Source organism: Butyricimonas faecihominis (assembly GCF_033096445.1).
GTDB lineage: Bacteria > Bacteroidota > Bacteroidia > Bacteroidales > Marinifilaceae > Butyricimonas > Butyricimonas faecihominis.
The window spans coordinates 4032138-4052061 of the sequence record NZ_AP028155.1 but is presented as its reverse complement, the minus strand read 5'-3'; the positions used below and the strand labels follow the sequence as shown (position 1 = coordinate 4052061).

The 19924-nt window shown below is 43.8% G+C and carries 19 protein-coding genes and 2 tRNA genes; 4 read left to right on the top strand and 17 right to left on the bottom strand.

Features of this window, described 5'->3' with window-relative positions:
* Positions 1–6: 6 nt before the first annotated feature.
* On the bottom strand, positions 7–777 hold the full coding sequence (locus R8806_RS16775; RefSeq protein ID WP_087421471.1) for an ABC transporter ATP-binding protein: 771 nt from the start codon (positions 775–777) through the stop codon (positions 7–9).
* Entirely contained in the window at positions 777–1514 is a 738-nt protein-coding gene (locus tag R8806_RS16770; RefSeq protein ID WP_124317377.1) for an MlaE family ABC transporter permease, read from the bottom strand. The genes R8806_RS16775 and R8806_RS16770 overlap by 1 nt, the downstream gene beginning before the upstream one ends.
* Positions 1515–1652: 138 nt before the next feature.
* Here R8806_RS16770 and R8806_RS16765 point away from each other — a divergent pair, with 138 nt between their 5' ends.
* Positions 1653–2732 carry a mannose-1-phosphate guanylyltransferase gene (locus R8806_RS16765; RefSeq protein ID WP_124316755.1) on the top strand — a complete coding sequence of 360 codons (1080 nt, stop codon included), beginning with the start codon at positions 1653–1655 and terminating at the stop codon, positions 2730–2732.
* Between the two features lie 14 nt (positions 2733–2746).
* Here the strand turns inward: R8806_RS16765 and R8806_RS16760 are convergent, their stop codons facing one another.
* The 10 genes from R8806_RS16760 to R8806_RS16715 form a co-directional block, all read right to left on the bottom strand.
* Positions 2747–3997, bottom strand: a complete 1251-nt coding sequence (locus R8806_RS16760; RefSeq protein ID WP_124316756.1) for a hemolysin family protein — start codon at positions 3995–3997, stop codon at positions 2747–2749.
* Positions 3998–4570, bottom strand: a complete 573-nt coding sequence (gene lptC / locus R8806_RS16755; protein WP_124316757.1) for an LPS export ABC transporter periplasmic protein LptC — start codon at positions 4568–4570, stop codon at positions 3998–4000.
* Between the two features lie 4 nt (positions 4571–4574).
* A complete protein-coding gene (locus tag R8806_RS16750; protein ID WP_229782981.1) occupies positions 4575–5894 on the bottom strand; it encodes a tetratricopeptide repeat protein in 1320 nt (439 codons plus the stop codon).
* A 120-nt stretch (positions 5895–6014) separates the two neighbouring features.
* A complete protein-coding gene (locus tag R8806_RS16745) occupies positions 6015–6752 on the bottom strand; it encodes a type III pantothenate kinase (protein ID WP_118303876.1) in 738 nt (245 codons plus the stop codon).
* 3 nt (positions 6753–6755) lie between these two features.
* Positions 6756–10061, bottom strand: a complete 3306-nt coding sequence (gene mfd, locus R8806_RS16740) for a transcription-repair coupling factor (RefSeq protein ID WP_124316759.1) — start codon at positions 10059–10061, stop codon at positions 6756–6758.
* 70 nt (positions 10062–10131) lie between these two features.
* Positions 10132–11181 carry a tRNA preQ1(34) S-adenosylmethionine ribosyltransferase-isomerase QueA gene (gene queA, locus R8806_RS16735; protein ID WP_124316760.1) on the bottom strand — a complete coding sequence of 350 codons (1050 nt, stop codon included), beginning with the start codon at positions 11179–11181 and terminating at the stop codon, positions 10132–10134.
* Between the two features lie 38 nt (positions 11182–11219).
* Positions 11220–11936, bottom strand: coding sequence for a tRNA pseudouridine(55) synthase TruB (gene truB / locus R8806_RS16730; protein WP_124316761.1), 717 nt, complete (start codon positions 11934–11936; stop codon positions 11220–11222).
* Positions 11936–12724 (bottom strand): undecaprenyl-diphosphate phosphatase, encoded by a 789-nt coding sequence (locus R8806_RS16725; RefSeq protein ID WP_124316762.1) that lies wholly within the window; start codon positions 12722–12724, stop codon positions 11936–11938. The genes truB and R8806_RS16725 overlap by 1 nt, the downstream gene beginning before the upstream one ends.
* A gap of 68 nt (positions 12725–12792) precedes the next feature.
* The gene (locus R8806_RS16720) at positions 12793–13056 is read right to left on the bottom strand and encodes a DUF3098 domain-containing protein (protein WP_027200463.1); all 264 of its coding nucleotides are present in this window, start codon (positions 13054–13056) and stop codon (positions 12793–12795) included.
* A gap of 10 nt (positions 13057–13066) precedes the next feature.
* On the bottom strand, positions 13067–13933 hold the full coding sequence (locus R8806_RS16715; protein ID WP_151411796.1) for a cell division protein FtsX: 867 nt from the start codon (positions 13931–13933) through the stop codon (positions 13067–13069).
* Between the two features lie 288 nt (positions 13934–14221).
* Between R8806_RS16715 and R8806_RS16710 the strand changes: the two genes are divergently transcribed.
* A tRNA-Gly gene (locus tag R8806_RS16710) sits at positions 14222–14297 on the top strand.
* Between the two features lie 4 nt (positions 14298–14301).
* A tRNA-Leu gene (locus R8806_RS16705) sits at positions 14302–14386 on the top strand.
* 60 nt (positions 14387–14446) lie between these two features.
* On the opposite strand, the gene R8806_RS16700 is transcribed toward R8806_RS16705, so the two are convergent.
* Positions 14447–14983 carry a GNAT family N-acetyltransferase gene (locus tag R8806_RS16700; RefSeq protein ID WP_183312873.1) on the bottom strand — a complete coding sequence of 179 codons (537 nt, stop codon included), beginning with the start codon at positions 14981–14983 and terminating at the stop codon, positions 14447–14449.
* A gap of 323 nt (positions 14984–15306) precedes the next feature.
* Between R8806_RS16700 and R8806_RS16695 the strand changes: the two genes are divergently transcribed.
* Complete coding sequence (locus tag R8806_RS16695; protein ID WP_229782980.1) at positions 15307–15960, top strand: hypothetical protein; 654 nt, start codon at positions 15307–15309, stop codon at positions 15958–15960.
* A 151-nt stretch (positions 15961–16111) separates the two neighbouring features.
* On the opposite strand, the gene R8806_RS16690 is transcribed toward R8806_RS16695, so the two are convergent.
* Genes R8806_RS16690 through R8806_RS16675 form a run of 4 tightly spaced genes read right to left on the bottom strand, consistent with a single transcriptional unit; the run spans position 16112 to position 19921 of the window.
* Positions 16112–17500, bottom strand: coding sequence for a thioredoxin family protein (locus R8806_RS16690; RefSeq protein ID WP_124315859.1), 1389 nt, complete (start codon positions 17498–17500; stop codon positions 16112–16114).
* A gap of 15 nt (positions 17501–17515) precedes the next feature.
* On the bottom strand, positions 17516–18634 hold the full coding sequence (locus R8806_RS16685; protein WP_124315858.1) for a TlpA disulfide reductase family protein: 1119 nt from the start codon (positions 18632–18634) through the stop codon (positions 17516–17518).
* A gap of 46 nt (positions 18635–18680) precedes the next feature.
* Positions 18681–19271 (bottom strand): hypothetical protein, encoded by a 591-nt coding sequence (locus tag R8806_RS16680; protein WP_317715719.1) that lies wholly within the window; start codon positions 19269–19271, stop codon positions 18681–18683.
* Positions 19268–19921 (bottom strand): thioredoxin family protein, encoded by a 654-nt coding sequence (locus R8806_RS16675; protein ID WP_317715717.1) that lies wholly within the window; start codon positions 19919–19921, stop codon positions 19268–19270. Before R8806_RS16675 ends, R8806_RS16680 begins: the two co-directional genes overlap by 4 nt.
* Between the last annotated feature and the right edge of the window lie 3 nt (positions 19922–19924).

The window sequence follows — 19924 nt, the reverse complement described above, 5'->3', positions numbered from 1 at the left end:
TAGTATTTATTCCTCGCTCTTTTTTCCAAGTTTCTCCCGCACCATCCTGTTCAACTTCGACGAGAACAGGAATTCGTTCAACGCCTTGTTGTTCGTGTACATGATCTCTTCGTTACTGCCCTCCCATTCTTTGTGTCCTTCATGGATAAACAACACCTTTTCCCCGATCTCGAAAACCGAGTTCATATCGTGCGTGTTTATAACCGTGGTCATATCATATTCATGTGTCAACTCGGACAACAGATTATCTATCACGATCGAGGTCAAAGGGTCCAAACCGGAATTCGGCTCGTCACAAAACAAGTATTTAGGCTGCAAGACAATAGCCCGGGCAATAGCCACTCGCTTTTTCATTCCTCCACTGATCTCCGCAGGATAAAGATTCTCCACGTTATTCAGGTTCACCCGGTTGAGGCAGAAAATAGCTCGCTCCGTTTTCTCCTTTTCCGTCATCGAAGAAAACAGATTTAACGGGAACTTCACGTTCTCCAACACGGAAAGTGAATCAAACAATGCCCCGCCTTGAAAAACCACTCCCAGCTCCTTCCGGATCTCCTTTATCTGTTTGTTATTCATTACGGTAATATCCCGGTCATTGTAGAATATCTTTCCTTTATCAATCGAGTGCAAGCCAATCAACGATTTCAATAACACGGTCTTCCCGGAACCACTCTTCCCGATAATCAGATTTACCTTTCCCGGTTCGAAAACGGCATCTATATCCGTCAACACCTCTTTTTTATCAAATGACTTACATACCCCTTCCGCCCGTATCATTACAATAATATTTTGGTTAATATCAAGTTCACAAGCAGGATGGCAATACTACTATCCACCACGGCTTTCGTACTCGCCTTACCGACTTCCAACGCCCCTCCTTGCACGTTATACCCGTAAAAGGCGGGAATAGAAGTAAATATCACGGCAAAGAACAACGTTTTGATCATGGAATAGGTCACGTAGTAAGGATTGAATGAAAAGTGCAACCCGTGTATATAATCATCATAGTTTACCACCCCGGATGCCAATCCCGAAAGGATTCCACCGATAATACCGATAAATACGCTGAATATATAAAGCACCGGATTTACCACCAAGGCTGCTGCAATCTTCGGCCCCACCAAATATGAAACGGAATTCACTCCCATCACCTCCAGCGCCTCGATCTGTTCCGTGATTTTCATGCTACCGATCTCGGATGCAATATTACTACCGATCTTCCCGGCAAGAATCAAGCTCACGATCGTTGACGAGAACTCCAGCAATAACGTCTCCCGGGTCAAATAACCAATCAGATAGCGAGGTAGCAGGGGACTCGACATATTGTAAGCCGTTTGCAGCGTCAACACCGCCCCAATAAAGAAAGAAATAATCATCACCAACATAACGGAATTCAACCCCAACTTCTCCAACTCGTTAGTCAATTCTTTTAAATAAACTTTCTTCTTCTCAGGTTTCGTGAAGATACGCCCCATGAATAATATGTAAGCTCCTATCTTATCTAATACTTTCATCTATACTAACTCCTTAAATAATACCCTCCTGTAAACCCTGTCTCAAATTTTATCGTAAAAATAGAAATTATTCACGGATTTATTACTAATTTCGACAACAATAAGATGAATTTAATTTTAAATGTATAACTAAATAAGATGAATAAGAACTCATATTGCGTTATAATGGCCGGCGGTCTCGGAAAACGTTTCTGGCCCGTGAGTACGAAAGCCTGTCCGAAACAATTTTGTGACATCTTAAATGTCGGGAAAAGCTTCCTCCGTCAAACCTTTGAAAGAGCAAATCAAATCTTTGATACCCAAAATATATTCATTGTTACAGGTACCGCCTACGAAGAGCTGACGAAACAGCAAATCCCGGAAATTCCTTCCGAGAATATTCTGAAAGAACCTTTCGGCAAGAACACCGCCCCATGCGTGGCTTATGCGGCCTACCGCATTGCCCGGGTTAACCCGCATGCGAGTATGGTAGTTGTCCCTTCCGACCATTTTATCACCAATGACGCGGTCTATCTCGATAACATCCAGAAAGGAATTTCTTTCGTAGAACAGTTCGGTGGCTTACTCACCATCGGTATCAAACCAACCCGCCCGGAAACAGGGTACGGGTATATCCAGATCAAGAAAAACAAGTTCTCCGAATTTATATCCAAGGTTAAAACGTTCACCGAAAAACCGGACAAGGAACTGGCAAAAGTCTTTTTGGAATCGGGTGATTTCCTTTGGAACGCTGGGATATTTATCTGGAAAGTAGAAGATATTATCGAAGAGTTCAAAACATACCTCGAAGATATGTATTTACTGTTCGAGCAGGAATATAAAAATGTGGAGAACCCGGATTCTCCCGAAAATATCGCTCACATCTACGGACAATGCCGTAATATTTCCATCGACTTCGGTATCATGGAGAAGTCCGCAAAAGTCTATGTCATGAAAGGTGAGTTCGGTTGGTCCGATGTCGGCACGTGGCATTCGTTCCATGAAATCAGCCCGAAAGACGAGAATAACAATGTATCCAACAGCGAACAAGTCCGCTTAATCGAAACTAAAGAATGTATTATTAACGTCCCCCAAGACAAGAAAGTCATTATTGAAGGGGTCGAAAATTGCATTATCGCGGAAAACAATGATATTCTAATGATCTGCCACCGGGATCACGAGGATAACATCCGGCATTTCGACGATATGCTAAAACATACAACAAAGGAGCTTAATTAAAGCTCCTTTTCTTTTTATATCTTTACCCGAACCTCCTCAATCCGGGCACTCTTGACACTTACGATTTCAAAAGATATATCTTCAATAGAGATCCGTTCCCCCTCTTCCGGGATATCCTCATTGTAATAAAGAATCAACCCGGCCAAAGTCTCGTACTCCTCGTTCTCCGGAAGATTCAAATCATATTTTTCATTCAGATAATCCACTTCAAGACGGCCGGAGAAAATATATTCATCGGGAGCGACCTGTTCTTCTTTCAGATTCAAACGGTCATGCTCATCCTCGATCTCCCCGAATATCTCCTCCATAATATCTTCAATCGTAACCATCCCGGCCGTTATTCCAAACTCATCGACCACGACCGCCACGCTTTTCTGTTCCTTCGTGAAAAGATTCAACAACCTCAAGGCCGACATGGTTTCGGGAACAATCAATATTTTGCTCACCGCCTTCTTCACGGTTTCGGGATGATGAAACAAAGCGGATGAATGTACATACCCGATCACGTTATCAATCGAATCCCGGTAAATCAATATCCGGGACAATCCCGTTTTCACGAAAAGCTCCCTCAACTCATCCAAACTACTATCAATAGATAAAGCCACAATATCCGGACGAGGAACTATACATTCCCTCAATTTCACTTCCGAAAAATCCAACGCATTCCGGAACAATTTAATATCGTGTTCGTCTTCATTTTCTTCTCCCCCGGTCTCACCCTCTTCTATCAGATTATTTAAATCTATCTTGCCAAAAGCCCGGTTTTCCTCTTTATGCGTCAGTTTGCGTCCGGTAAATATCCTCAGCAACAATCCCCCGAACCACACGGAGAAATACGAGATCGGGAAAAACAGGATATAAAACAAAAATACCGGAATAGCAAATACCCGTAAAAACACATTCGGCCGCAGACGGAACACGGCTTTCGGGAAAAACTCTCCCGTCACCAACACGATCAACGTCGAAATCAAGGTCACAAGAACCATCCTCAACCCCAGCGAAATACCGACATTTTCCAACATAGGATCGAGATAGTCGGACATAAAAATACCATAAATAACCATCACCACGTTATTCCCTACCAGAATCGTGGTGATATACATCCCCGAATTGGAAACAAAAAGATCTATTAACTTCTGCGTGATACCCTTGTTCGATTTATCAATCTCAATCCGGAGTTTATTGGAAGCCATAAAAGCAATTTCCATCCCCGAAAAGAAAGCAGACAGGACCAAACAAATCAATATGGCAACAAATCCTGACATTTAAGGTTTATTTTCAATTTCTACCACACCCGTAATCTTGTTAAAGACCGGGTTTCTCAAGGATTGATCCGACTTGAAACCTTTATTCCCCTCTATAATCTGGTCCCCGGAAGTGAGCCGAGAATAGCGATCGGAATAAACGATCTCTTTTTTCATATCCCAGTACATCAGATCGGTTTCCAACTTCTTCCCCTCGGCATTGATCACGACCACCTCGTTACGCAACTCCCACAGCATCTCCTCTTCCAACTTCTTCGCATATTTCGAGGTAATGGAACCGACCATGCTACCACCCTTCTCGTACAACTCCGCATGAATCCCTTTCGGAAATTCATCATATTTCTTGTCGTCTTGGTTATACTTATTATAAAGGGGTGTTATTACTTTATACTTCAACAACGCAGAGTCTGAATAAAATAACTCCATGTTCTCCCCAGACATTTCAGGCATATTGTTCCGGTTCCCGATCGCATCCACATCCTTCATATTCGTTTTACACGAAAAGAGCATTACCGTCCCTAAAGCAAGGACGGTAATGCTTTTTATTTTTAATGCACGATATAGAAATGTCATGTATTTAATCTCTAAACCTGGCAGTCGTTGTCTCGTTAATCCATCCACCGACTTTCACGCTTTTCCCTGCCGTAATATCACGGAAGAAAGCCTCGTCTTTCGTCGGGAAGTGAGGAGAATACCGCTCAATATATTCGTTAGCCTTTCCTGCTACTGATGGATCAACTTGTTTCGCTTTCACAAACTTATCCACGGCAGCCCAAAATACGGTACGTTTGTCGAACTCGTCTCCTTCATAGTCATTGCTACTTACCGCATAAGCCAAACCTATCGTGATGTAAGCATCACCCATATTCGGGTTTGTCTTCAAAGCATCCAAAGCATATTTTTTGGCTGACGGATAATTCTTCTTTGACAAATACACCTGTGCCAGCTTGTAATTATAATCTGCTTTAGCTTTCGGATCATCTGATTTATCGATAGCCTCCTTCAAATATTGCTCGAATTTCGCAATATCTTGTTTTGAAAAGAACATCATAGCCAAACTGTAAGCAGCATCGGCACTCGGTTCTTGCTGATAAATCTTCTCGGCAACCGTAGCGTACAACGGTAAATCCGTACATTCACGTCTTCTTAAGATAGAAGAAATTTCTTTCAAAACAGGCAGACTATCTTTATTCGCCTCGTATTTCTGATTCAACAAACCGGCCAATGTATTACAATCAGCATACCCGGACTCGAAGAAAATGGCATCCAATGCAGATTTACATACAGCGAAATTATCACATCCTTTTTCACCTGATGCTAGACGTTTGTCCGCAAAATCAGTGAATTTCATGTACAAATTAATAAATTCCTCCTGAGACAACAGATTTTGTTGTACCAACCCACAACCCACTTCAAAAGTAGCATGAATCAACTGTGCCGGAGTACCTTCTCCTTCCAATTCATACGACTTCATCAAGTTATCAAACCCGGCTTTCAACATATTAATATCCCCGTTGGAATATTTCACTTGAGCCATACCTTTTTTCCCAAGAACATATCCTTCCCGGCTTCTTTTTCCCATGTATTGAAGACGACGATCAAAAACCATCATTAAAGTATCCACGTACTCCTTCTTTTTCGTCTTCTGGATCATAAACTCAATAATATCTTCCCCCCGGATATAAGTATTTAATTGAAATGCAGGTGCGTTCAAGAAAACGTATCTCCAAGAGGGTAACGCTTCTTCGTAATTTTTCTGTTTCCAGTATTCCGTGTACAGAGAAGCATTCAGAATGGTATTTGCACTATCCAATCCATACTGAGACTCCAACGTTTGCGCTTTTGTCGGTAGAATGAATAGAAGCATCCCAAATGCTATAACAGCAATCTTTTTCATGGTCATCCCTTTTATTTAAGTTAGTTCGAATAAGTTTTTTCATCATAGCCCGTCCACCCACGTGAGGACTATCGCAAAATTACCACTATTTCTTTAAAACGGAAATGTTTCACATATTTTTCATGTATAATTAACCGTTTTTTGGTATTCTAAAATTCTGTTTAAACCCGTGATCACCAACTTGTCTTCAAAAAAAACCGTCCGTTTCAACGTTTTTCTCAGATATTCACTTCCGCCACCCGTTATAATTACCGCAGCATGGGGATTATTTCGAAGCAACTCATCTATATACCCTCTTACTTCAAAAAGTATACCATTCATCACCCCGTTCAAAATCGCATCATGCGTGTTCTTCCCGACATACCCGTGTTCCATGGAACACTTCACCAATGGAAGACTCGCTGTGAACTCGTTTAACGCCCGGAAACGAATACCCAGCCCCGGAGAAATATTTCCTCCCCGAAACTCCCCATCCGCACTGACAAAATCATACGTAATCGCCGTTCCGGAATCAATCACCAGCAACTCCCTACCCGGGAAAAGGAATGCCCCGCCCACGCAACCGGCAATCCGGTCTACACCCAAGGTTTTCGGAGTATCATATCCCAAGCGTATCGGCAAGGGGATTTCCGATGACACTTCACAAAAGAAAGTGGAAACCTCACGCAGTCTTTCCCGAACTTCCGCCGAGATAGCTCCCGTGCTTGACAAAATCAAGTTTACTTCCTTCCCGCTTTTTCGGTAAGTCGTCGCCAGATCGTATACTTCCGGTAATCCCAATCCACACTCCACCCAATCGCCCTCGTCAAAAACGGCGTACTTGGTTCGTGTATTTCCAATATCAACAATTAGATTCATAGCTTAATTATTACCATAAGCAAAGTCCCGCATCTCCCGCGTAATTTCCGATACCCGATTAATATCGGCAATACTCGTGAAAACCAGACTCAACTTATCATTCTTTTCGCTGATCTTGCAAGGGATCACCTGTTTCTGTATAAATTTCAATAGCTCGCTAAACACGGGAGAGGCATAGAATGGCGAATTTTGGTCACTGATAAAATAAACAACCATCTTGTTATTCTTCACCATCAACCGCTCGATTCCCAAGTCTATACATCTCTGACGAATCCGGACCACCTCCATCAACCCGACAACCGGAGCCGGAATCTCGCCAAAGCGGTCTTTCATCTCTATCTCGAAACGCTGCAAAGCCTCTTCGTTCGCGATATTATCCAACTCCCGGTACAAGCGGATTCGTTCGCTCACGTTCTCCACGTAAGTATCGGGAATCAACAAAGCAAAATCCGTGTCGATCACGCAATCCGTGGCAAACGCCATCGGCTCATCCGGATGCACCTTCTGTAATTCGGGGAATTCCTCATCCCTCAATTCCACTAACGCCTCGTTCAGAATTCTTTGATAGGTCTCGTACCCCACTTCTGCAATAAAACCGGATTGCTCTCCCCCTAAAATATTCCCGGCCCCACGAATATCCAAATCCTGCATGGCAATATTGAACCCACTCCCCAAGCCGCTGAAATCCTCGATCGCCTTCAACCGCCTCCGGGCATCCGCATTCACTAATTCCAAAGGCGGGGCCAGCAAATAACAAAAAGCCTTCCGGTTGGAACGTCCCACCCGTCCCCGCAACTGGTGTAAATCACTCAACCCGTAATTCTGGGCCTGATTAATAATAATAGTATTCGCATTAGGAATATCCAACCCCGACTCCACGATCGTCGTGGCAATCAACACGTCGTAATCTCCCCGCACGAAATCATGCATCACCGTCTCCAACTCCTCCCCACTCATCTGCCCGTGTCCCACACAACTCTTGATGCCGGGAATCAGACGATGAATCATATATTGAATATCCCGGATATTATCCACCCGGTTATGAATAAAAAACACCTGTCCCCCACGGCTCACCTCGTAAGAAATCGCATCCTTAATCACTTTCTCATCAAAACGATGTAACTCCGTCACGATCGGGTAACGATTAGGCGGGGCCGTACGGATAATCGACATATCCCTCGCCCCCATCAACGAAAATTGCAGAGTCCGCGGGATCGGTGTCGCCGTCATGGTAATGGTATCCACGTTCAATTTCAAACGTTTCAACTTCTCCTTCACCGCCACCCCAAACTTCTGCTCCTCATCAATCACCAGCAAACCGAGATCCTTAAATTTTATATCATTACTTGTCAAACGATGCGTCCCGATGATAATATCCACCTTCCCCGCTTCCAAATCTTTCAAAATCCGCTTAATATCGGCACTCTTTTTCATCCGACTGATATACTCGATCCGGCAAGGCATCCCCTCCAGACGTTTCTTGAAAGTATTATAATGCTGATAAGCCAAAACCGTCGTCGGCACCAACACGGCCACCTGTTTACTATCAGCCACCGCCTTGAATGCCGCACGAATAGCGACTTCCGTTTTTCCGAATCCCACATCCCCGCAAACCAGACGATCCATCACGTGAGGACTCTCCATGTCCGCTTTCACCGCCTCGATCGCCTTCATCTGATCCGGCGTTTCCTCGTACATAAAGGATGCCTCCATCTCGTCCTGCAAGAAACTATCTTTCGAGAACGCATAAGCCTCCTCCCGCCTGCGCTTGGCATACAGAGCTATTAACTCCCGGGCAATATCCTTTACCCTCGACTTGGTTCGCTGTTTTAATTTATTCCAAGCCTCCCCACCCAACTTACTCACGGTTGGCGGTTCACCGTCCTTCCCCTTGTACTTGGAAATTTTATGTAATGAATGGAGACTCACGTACAATTCGGAATTATTCTTATACACCAAACGTATGGCCTCCTGAATCTTCCCGTCATTATCAATCTTCGTCAACCCGCCGAAGCGCCCGATCCCGTGATCTATATGCACCACGTAATCTCCGGGATGCAGGTTCTGCAACTCGCTGATCGTGATGGACTCCCGCCCTTTCCGGATCTGCGAAGTCTTCAAACGGTATTTCTGGTAACGATCGAAGATCTGATGCTCCGTGTAGATACACACCTTGATCAGGGCATCACTGAAACCCTCGTGGATCGTTCCCTCCACGGGTACAAAATTCACCTCATGCCCCTTGTCCGAGAAAATATCCCGCAATCGCTGGAGTTGCATATCGTTCGTAGAACAAAGATAAACCGTGTAGCGATCCATCTGCTTGTCTAGCAAATGCTCTGCCAGCAAATCGAACTGCTTGTTCACGGCCGGTTGCACCTCCGCCTCCAAGCGAATCACCTCACCCCGGAAAAACAACTCCGGTCCCCACTCCACCACACTGTTCCCCTCGATCGTCCGGAACAAACTATCCGACGTGATCAGGAATTCCCCGGCATCCAGTTCTTTTAACGAATTAATGCGGTCATGAATCAACAAGGAATTCTTCATCCACCACGTGGCCTCTTTCCCAAGGAACTCGGTCAACCCCACGTTATCATTCTTATCCGTTGACTCGCTCAAATCGGGTACGATCACCACCTTGTCAATCAACTGCTCGGAAAGCTGTGTCTCTACATCGAAATAACGAATGCTTTCCACCTCGTCCCCGAAAAAGTCTATTCGCACCGGACGCTCTTCCGCGAAAGAATAGACATCCACGATACTTCCCCGGATAGAAAACTGTCCGGGTTCATACACGAAATCATTCCGTTCGAAACCGTACTCTCCCAACAACGACTCCAAAAACGTTAGCGACAGCTTGTTCCCCTTGATCACGGGCATCGACATATCGGCCAACATCTTCTTGCTCACCACCTTCTCGGCCATCGCCTCCGTGTAAGTGACCACCATCCCCACCTCTTTTGCCGTCAAGGCATTCAACACCTCTGTCCGAACCAGAATCGAATCGTTATCTTTATCTTCAAAATTACCGGAACGCCGAAACGAGGAAGGCAGAAAACGCACGTTCTCCTCGTCATAAAAAGTCAACAAATCATTGTAGAAATAAGCAGCCTCCTCCTTGTCGTTCAACACGAAAAGCTGTAATCCCTTCATCTCCCGTCCCACGGCAGCCGCGATAAAAGCCACGAGCGAACCGATCCCGTTCTCCAACTTTATCTTTGTCCCCGTCTGCTTGCGCAGCCGATTGGCAATTTTCTGAACGACAGGATGATCTTGAAATAAATCTAATAACTCTTTTGCTTCCAAATCTTTGTTCCTTTATCAAAAAAACGGCATACCTTTCAGCATACCGTCTTCAACCCTCAGGTTCTATATTTTAAATGATAAGCATGGCATCGCCATAAGTACCAAAACGATATTTTTCCTTAACCGCCTGATTATACGCTTCCATGACGTGTTCATACCCACCGAAGGCCGCCACCATCATCAATAACGTCGAATAAGGCAAATGGAAATTGGAAATGAAAGCATCCGGCACGCTGAAATCATACGGGGGGAAGATAAACTTGTTCGTCCACCCTTCAAACTCCGTCAACCGTCCTTTGGTGGTCACGCAGCTCTCCAATGTACGTACCACCGTCGTACCCACGGCACAAATTTTATGCTTTTCATCCTTCGCGTCATTCACGATTTTCACCGTTTCCGGTGTCACGAAGATTTGTTCCGAATCCATCTTATGCTTCGTCAAATCCTCCACGTCCACCTCCCGGAAATTCCCCAATCCGACGTGCAACGTGATGTAAGCGAAATCAATCCCCTTGATCTCCATACGTTTCATCAACTCGCGACTAAAATGCATACCCGCAGTCGGGGCAGCCACCGCACCTTCATGCTTGGCAAAAATAGTCTGGTAATTATCAGCATCTTCAGGTTCCACTTTCCGGTTAATAAAACGAGGAAGCGGGGTTTCGCCCAACGCGTACAACTCCTTCTTGAACTCGTCATATTCACCATCGAACAGGAAACGCAAAGTTCTCCCGCGAGAAGTGGTATTATCAATGACCTCGGCCACCATGCTATCATCTTCCCCGAAATACAACTTGTTCCCGATACGTATTTTCCGAGCCGGATCAACCAACACGTCCCAAATACGCAATTCCGGGTTCAGCTCTCTCAGCAAAAACACCTCGATCTCCGCACCGGTTTTTTCCTTGTTTCCATATAACCTCGCCGGGAACACCTTGGAATCGTTAAAAACGAACACGTCTTTCTCGTCAAAATAGTCAATCACATCTTTAAATACCTTGTGTTCAATCTTTCCGGTTTTCCGATCCAGAACCATCAACCGGGCCTCATCCCGGTTAGGCGTCGGATGTAACGCGATCAACTCCGGCGGCAACTTATATTTAAACTTAGATAATTTCATGTTGAATAATGTTTATATATTAATCAAATCTTGCTAAATTACAAATTTTCCTGTAAAACTCCAATAATTTCATCCATTTTAAACCCATCTTCCACCCGGAAGTCCCCCACCCGGGTCCTTCTTAGAGCTGACAAATGCGAACCGCTCCCGCAGGCTTTTCCCAGATCATGAGCCAGCGAACGGATGTACGTTCCCTTGCCACACACAATCCGGAGTTCCACTATTGGAAGTTCCACTTTCAATATTTCAATCTCCCGAACCACTACCTTCCGGCTCTTCATCTCCACCTCGTCCCCCCGACGAGCCATCTCGTACGCCCGGACCCCGTCAACACGAACAGCCGAATAAGAGGGCGGAAACTGCTCAATTTCCCCGACAAACTGCTGGACCGCCCGCTCCAAACAAGCACGATCCACTTGTTCATACGAAAACTCCCCGTCAAAAGATGTCTCCAAATCATAAGAAGGGGTCGTATGCCCGAAAGTAATTTCCGCCACGTACTCTTTCTCCTGTCCCATATACTCCTCGATCTTCTTTGTCTCCTTCCCCACACAAATAATCACCACTCCCGATGCCAAAGGATCCAACGTCCCCGCGTGCCCCACTTTTATCTTCCCGTATCCTTTTCTCAAGCAAATACGAACTTTGTTCACCACGTCAAACGATGTCCAGCGCAATGGTTTATCGACCACGAACACCGCTCCTGCCCGAAAATCCTCTCCTTCTCTAAAAAAAATATTACCCCACTTACTCATTATCCTAAAACAATCGTCAATACACCCGCGATAGCGCAATAAAGAGCGAACCAAATCAACTTACCCTTTTTCACGATATTAATCATCCAGCGACAAGCAATACATCCCGAGATAAAAGCTGCAGCGAATCCCACCAACAGCGACACGGTCGAAATACCGCTTGCCTCTGCCGAGAACCCGCCTTTCATCAGATCCAGAAAAGCCTCCCCCAGAATAGGAATCAATACCATCAAAAAAGAGAACTTGGCCACCGCCTCCTTCTTGTTACCCAACAAAATCCCGGTAGCAATAGTCGAACCGGAACGAGACAAACCGGGTAACACGGCACACGCTTGCGCCAACCCGATCACGAACGCGTCCCGATACGAGATTTTTTCTTTCACCCGGGGTTTAGCGTAATAAGCGAACGACAACAACACCGCCGTTACCAGCAACATACACCCCACGACCGTCAATCCCGAACCAAATAACGCCTCCACGTAATCCTTGAAACAGAATCCCACGATAGCCACCGGTATCATGGAAAGAAATATCTTTAGCACGTAGGCCATCTCGTCATTATACTTGAACGTGAAAAAGCCCTTGAACAACACGGACACTTCCTTCCATAAAATCACGATCGTACTACAAACCGTCGCGGCGTGAACCGCCACGGCAAACGTTAAATTCTCCTCTCCTTCTAACCCGAAAAGAGCGCTAAAAATCTGTAAATGCCCGGAACTACTCACCGGCAAAAATTCTGTAAGCCCTTGGATGATACCAAGCACCAATGCCTCAAACCACTCCATCTATGAATTGAAAATTGAGAATTGAAAATTGAGAATGCACGCACGTCAATATTCAATTACATTAATATTTAATTTTTCTCCTCTCCCTTCGTTTTGGGTTTTCGCATGATACCCCAGAAAACGAAACCGAAACCGAATAACACCACGATAGGCGCTAACGTGATCCGGCGAAAACTAAAAATGTCATAATTAAATGTATCGGGCGAATCCGCTCCCCCTCCCATCATCAAGAGGAAACCCACTATAACGATCCCGAAACCGATCAGGATCATCTTGTAATTATCCTTCGGTATAGGAAAACCGTCTTTCTTTTCGTTTAAAATTCTTGCCATATATTTTTATTTACACGTATAAATCATTCAAATCCCGCCGCAAATAACGACGTACCGAGAACCAAGCCGAGAAAAATGACAACACCACCCCGGAAAGGATCACAAAACCCACCATCAACAAGATCACGTCCTGCCGCATGATATTAATCACGTTCCCCACGTTCTCTTGTACGAAAAATATCGCACCCAGCAACACCAAGTTAGCAATCAAAGCCCCGAAGAACCCTCGCCACATACTCCCGTACACGAAAGGTTTGCATATAAAAAACGGCGTGGCCCCCACCAACTGCATCGTCTTGATCAACAGTCGCTGCGAGTAAACCGCCAAATGAATCATGTTGCGAATCAACGTGAACGAAATCAACACCAACACCGCCCCGACAATCAAAAAGATAATCGTAATCCGCCGTATGTTCTCGTTAATACTCTCGATCATGGATTTCTGGTAATACACCTCGTGGATAATATCAAATCTTGCCAATCCTTTCTCTATCATCGCCAGCGAATCGTTATTCGCGTATGCCGGGTTCAGCTTGATCTCGATGGAAGGCAACAAAGGGTTGGCACCCAATATCCGCTCAAAATCCTCTCCCATCTCTTTCTTGAAAGACTTCGCCGCCTGTTCTTTAGTAATATACTTCGAAGCGTAAACGTAAGGTTGGGTATCCAGAATCTTTTGCACCCGCTTAATCTCCGCCTCATTCGTGTTATCCTTCACGATCACGGCAAAACCGATATTCCGTTTCACATGATCCGAAATCGCCCGGGCATTCAACAAAATAAATACAAGCATACCGACCACAATCAATACCAGAGAAATACTGATTGTGGGAACAAAATAAGCACTTTTTCCCTTTCTACTTTCTGTCCGCGACATTTTTTCTGTCTTAAAAACTTGACAAATATAATCATTCTACACCCGAGAACAACCCATTTCTTAAAAAAAATCGCAAAATCACATCTTCACTAGGCCTCATTCGACCTCCCGTTCCCCGACATTCACCTCTTTTCCCCTCCAGTAACTGCATGAAAAACAGTTTTCAAGAAATGAATTTAAAAAATCCTTTGCATTTTCTTATCAAACCCTTTGCTGAAAACAAAAAATGCTCTATATTTGCAATCGCAAAAAAGGAAAGCGTTCCTAGAAAATTTTGCAAGCAATCATGCGAAAATAGCTCAGTTGGTAGAGCATAACCTTGCCAAGGTTAGGGTCGCGGGTTCGAGTCCCGTTTTTCGCTCCAAGTTGCTCGAGTGGTGGAATCGGTAGACACGCGGGACTTAAAATCCCGTGGCCATTGCGGCTGTGCGGGTTCAAGTCCCGCCTCGAGTACACGGAATATTAAGGAGTTAGTAATCACTAACTCCTTTTATTTTATCCGGAAAACTCTAATCACTTTTTTAAATTATTCTCTCTCGATACCCTAAAAACGATATGTGGCATCTCGACTCCCCGATAATGCTTGACAAGCGTATCAACCTCTATCATCCCGTTCCGCCGGGCCACGTTCTGGGATGCCACGTTCGAATCCCGAATAATGGAATAAACCTCGTCAAAATTCAGCACTTGAAATGCATATTCTTTACAAGCAATGGCAGCTTCCGTGGCAAATCCTTTATGCCAAAATTCTTGCCGGAACAAATAACCGACTTCCAGAACCCTGCCCCCGTTATATTCTTGGTACGTGATACCACATTGCCCGATAAGCTCGCCATTGCTTTTCTCGATGACCGCCCACAGTGCGAAACCGTCATCCTCGTACCGCTGGAACATCTTATCCAACCACGCCTGAACTTCCTGATCGCTAAAAGCACCCTCGTAAGCATACATCACCACGGGATCCTGCAACAATTTACACACCTCGTCAAAATCACCTTGTTCTAACTTTCTTAGAACCAACCGTTCCGTTTCCAATATCATTTCATTCATTTTTTATCCGGCTACAAAAATAATTTATTCTATTCAAAATAAATTTTGACAAATAAGTAAATCATTCAAACCAAAACTAAACCAGCATCTCAGGCGAGCCATAATCAATTGGGAATTAACACATTATTAATATCATGCCAAATGGTTAATCATTGATCAAATACGGATGAATACCCTCATAAACCTTATAGATACCTTATAGATACCTTTTATAAACCTTATATATAATAAGGTTTATAAAATATATCTATTGTTTATTTAAAATTTTATTTGTACTATTGTTCCGGAATTAACCAATTACTAATCATTAAATCAGGATTGACATGGATACTACCTCTCCTTTATTTTTAGCCTTGCTCGCTAATGGCCCGATCAAAATGGACGGGTACACTTATTTCCTATACGGGGGAAAAATCAGGAAATGTAAATCCAAGCGAGGCCCTAGAAAATCCAGAACAGAAGGGGAGCGACAAACGACGGATCGTTTCACGGAAACCCGTAAAATGTGGAAAATTTACCGCCGGGCAATCAAGGATTTACCGATATGGCGAGTTGAAGCAAGGGCAAGAGGGGTCTCTAAAAGTGATTCCTTATTCCACTCCATCAATGGCGGGTGCCTACAACCGGGTAAAGGAGTATGGGCATTCAAAACGTTTCGGTTCTCCGTGGGATCTTTGGATGCTCCCGTGATCACGGCCGCGGAACGCGAGGGATGGACGGTAACCCTACACTGGAAAAACGGGGCTAATTGCCCGAAAGCGGATTCCTCTGACTGGGTATTCCTAGGCTATTTCTATGACACGTTACGTCGTTCACCCCAGTTAACCTTGGATTACATGCCACGCCGGATAGACGAGAAAATCACGATCGAAATTCCTCCGGCAGATCAACCGGAAGGAACACGATTACATCTTTACCTGTTTTTCGGAAACGAAGAATTTACCCAATTTTCACCGAGCGAGTACGTAGAACTATAGACACGTCTCACCGAACATGACTTATTTACCGGGAGAACCGGGAAAAATGGAATTATCACAAAAAAATAAATTGCCCCTAAAAGTTTTTTGTTCACTTTTTAGGGGCAGTTCTGTTTTATACTAAAACAGTCTATTTTAAATAAAACACATGTTACATTTTTTCCACTCGGTCCTTTACGGATTGAATATCCTTCGGATCGACATCACTTGCCGGGTTACTCTTAACAACTTCCAACACGTCATTCAAGAGCCTTTTAGCCTCCTGCTTCTCCCCGATTCCTTCCAAGAAATCCGCACATCCCCAAGCCGTGGCCGGGGTACGATCTAACTGGTAAGCGTAGTTTATCCAGTCGATACATTGCTTTTTCTCTCCAGCATTTTGCTGATCGGTAATCTTCCAGTAATGACGGGTAGCACTGATCACGAAAGAAGACAATAGTTTATACTTCACCCCTCCAAACAAGCTCGCCATACCCATCGTCTTCTTTATACTCACGATCGCGGCAGAATCATTCTTCATTTTAGCCGAATCAATCAACATCTTGAAATGCCGGTTTGTTATCTCTTCCATTTTTCTCAGAGAATCGATGCTATTCTCCTCCTGTTGAGCAACGAGATACTTGTTCATCAACGTCTTGAATTTATCGTCCAAACGGTTGTTCGAGTAGAAATCCAAACGCAACTGCTCTGCCGGAAGGTAAGATTTACCGCCACCCATCATGGCAGACATACCATTCTCCAGATTTCCCAACCCGGCCTTCACGTCAAGAATCCCTTCCAACGCTTTTTCATCTTTCTCTTTCACGCAAGTAGCAAAACAAGCACTCAGACTTTTCATCACGGAGGCATTCAAGCGGTTGCCCAACTTCTTATTCTCTCCCTCAACCTTCTTAATGCCCTTAACCAAACGATCAAAAAGAACCGGATCGAAAATGGAAATATTACCTATATTATTCACGTTCTCCTCCAACAACAATTCCTCGTCAGAGAGACATTTCAAGTACTCGTTCAGGACAACACCACCACCTGCCCCGGACTCTTTCAACAGAGCGTAATACTCTCCGAGGAATACTTTTCCTCGTTTTCCTTGCTCGTATTCTTTCTCCATCGCCGCAATGCGGGGAGCCAAAGCATGTAAACGCACGGCTTTCTCCCCCTCCGCGATCAGTTTATCAGCCGTACGGACCCCCATAAACTTATACACCAACTCGCCCTCGGCATTCACGAATACCAACGTCGGGTAAGCCGAAACCTCGTATTTACCTGCCAATCCCGGTCCTTCACCTTTCTCCGCGTCAATCTTGTAATTGACGAAATTCTTGTTGAAGTAATCTCCCACGGTCTGCTGAGGGAAAGTCTCCGCAGCCATTTTCTTGCAAGGACCGCACCACGTCGTGTACAGGTCTACAAAGACCAATTTATTCTCCTGTTTTGCTTTCTGTAAAACTTCTTTCCAGCTACCGGTTTCGAACTGAATCCCCTGTGAAAACACGTTCCACGAGAAAAGCAAAATGGCTATTGTAAAAAGTATTCTTCTCATTATTCCTACCAATCGTTATTCTCCAAATTGTTCCGCAACTTTTTCCATCAACAAGTCACCCCGCAATTTGGTAGCGACAATTTTTCCCTCCTTGTCAATCAACAACATGGCTGGAACCCCGCTCACGTTATACAATTTTGCCACCGGACAACTCCATCCCTTCAAGGAAGAAACGTGACCCCAGTCCAAATCATTCTTTTCAATCGCATTTACCCAATTATCCTTTTTATCATCCAGTGACACGCTCAGTATTTCAAATCCTTTATCATGGAACTTGTCATATACTTTCTTCACATTGGGAACTTCACGCAAACAAGGACCACACCAAGACGCCCAGAAATCAAGCAAAACAATCTTCCCACGGTAATCGGATAAAGAAACATTCTTTCCGTCCGGAGCTTGTAAGGTGAAATCCGGGGCAATACTACCGATGGATGTTTTTTTAATATTATCTATCGATGTTTTCAATTTACGTCCTAAATAAGCATTTTTGATACGGGGAGTCAAACCTTCATACATTTTTTCAACTTCCGCCAAATTTCTATCCTTGATCACGAAATTATTAATAATCAACGCAGTTGCATGACAATCGGGATAATTTGTAACCAAACTGTCAATCGTCCGCACGGTTTTCTCCTTCATAGCCGTATACATCTGTATTAAAGAGTCCTGCATGGCAGTACTCGTATTCTCATCTCTACCCATGAAGGAAAGTCCCAACATCATCAACATCTCATCCCGCTGTGCTAACAGCATTGTTTTAAAAATATCCTGCTCCACGCTCCCCGATATTTCTGCTCTGACATTCTCAATCTCTTTTCCCTTGACCGTTTTTTTCACGGTTACGCATTTTACATGGATTGGAACAGAATCCAAAATAATGATATTCGTACTACCATTTATTTCCAAAATCCGCTCATCCACGTCTCCAAGCGGCTTTTGCATTTTGAAACTACCGTTTGCCACGACTACGGAGTCCTGTATTTCATATTTCTTGTCTCCTAAGTCCTTTTTCAAATAAACCACTTTCCCATCTCCACCTTCCCACTCTCCTTGAATGGTATACATTGTTTCCTGTTTAGCACAGCCCACAAACAACAGGCCTATCAATAATCCACTGACAATTTTTCTCATATTTTCGGAATTACTTTAATATTTCTAAATCAAATATCATTTATATTTAGTTCGATTTCTTCAAAAACAATTCGAACTCTTTAGCTTTCTCTGCCTTAATCTTCTCGTCCATTTTTTTGAACTCTTTCGCTTTTGCGCTATTACCTAGTTTAGTATGCAAAACAGAAAGTGTTCCGTAATAACAAGATCTTAATTTAGAACTCCCCTTGTCTTCTTCTTCCTGCAACTTTTCAATTAAAGCCAAATATTTTTCAATAACGGCTTTATCCGGGCAATATGCGGCTAGATATTGAGCTGTTTCATCCAAATAACGATCAGAATACCCCAAAGCCTTTATATCACGGTAAATCATCTGACATTCATATACTTCATTCCACTTTTGAGCCAATTCCAACTCATATATCTTTATCTTGGCACGTAAGGTTTCCGCACGTTTCAAATTCCCGCGATTGATCAACCGTAACAACGTGTCCACTTTTCCTGCGGCATTAACCAAACGCAATGGGGTATCCTCTTTGTCAAACTTAACCTCAACTACTTGATTAACGGCTCTCTCTAACGCCCAACCCAGTTGCCTTTCCACGTTATAACGATCAAACTTCACTTTATTTGCCAAACGGTCTATATTAAAAATCACGTAGTCAAATTGTGGAGAATAGGATCCTTAATATAAGAACCCACGAAGTCCCAGATTTCTTTTTCCTGCAATTTTTCCACGGGTATCGTTTTCATATAATCGAGTATAATTTTCTCGATATCATCTTTTAAGAAAGCTCCTTCCAAAGCAACAACATAATCTTTCAAAAAGGCAAGTTCACGCTCTCCTGCCGCATATCTGTCCTTATAAGTGAACAAGCTTTTACCTTCCATCCCGGCTTTCATTCCGGCGATTAAAACATCAGCCTCTTGAAAACCAGCCATCTGGTGTACAACCTTCCCCTCCTTGTTAATCAATAGGAGTGTCGGGAATCCAATGATATTGGATTTATACTGTTTGTATAAATCTTTCCCCACACCTTTTTCCATATCATATTTCACGTTGATAAAATTTGCGTTAAAAAAGTCTCCCACATCTTTACGTGTAAAGATGTCTTTAGCTAAGGCTTTACATGGACCACACCAAGAGGTATAACAATCCATAAAAATATATTTATTCTGTTCTTGGGCCATTTTCAAAATATTTTCCCATTTTTCGCCTTCAATAAAACGAATTCCCTCCTCAGCAGACTGTCCGAACGAGAACAGGGCCAAGCACAAAAATTGTACTATAAATCCAATTTTTTTCATAAT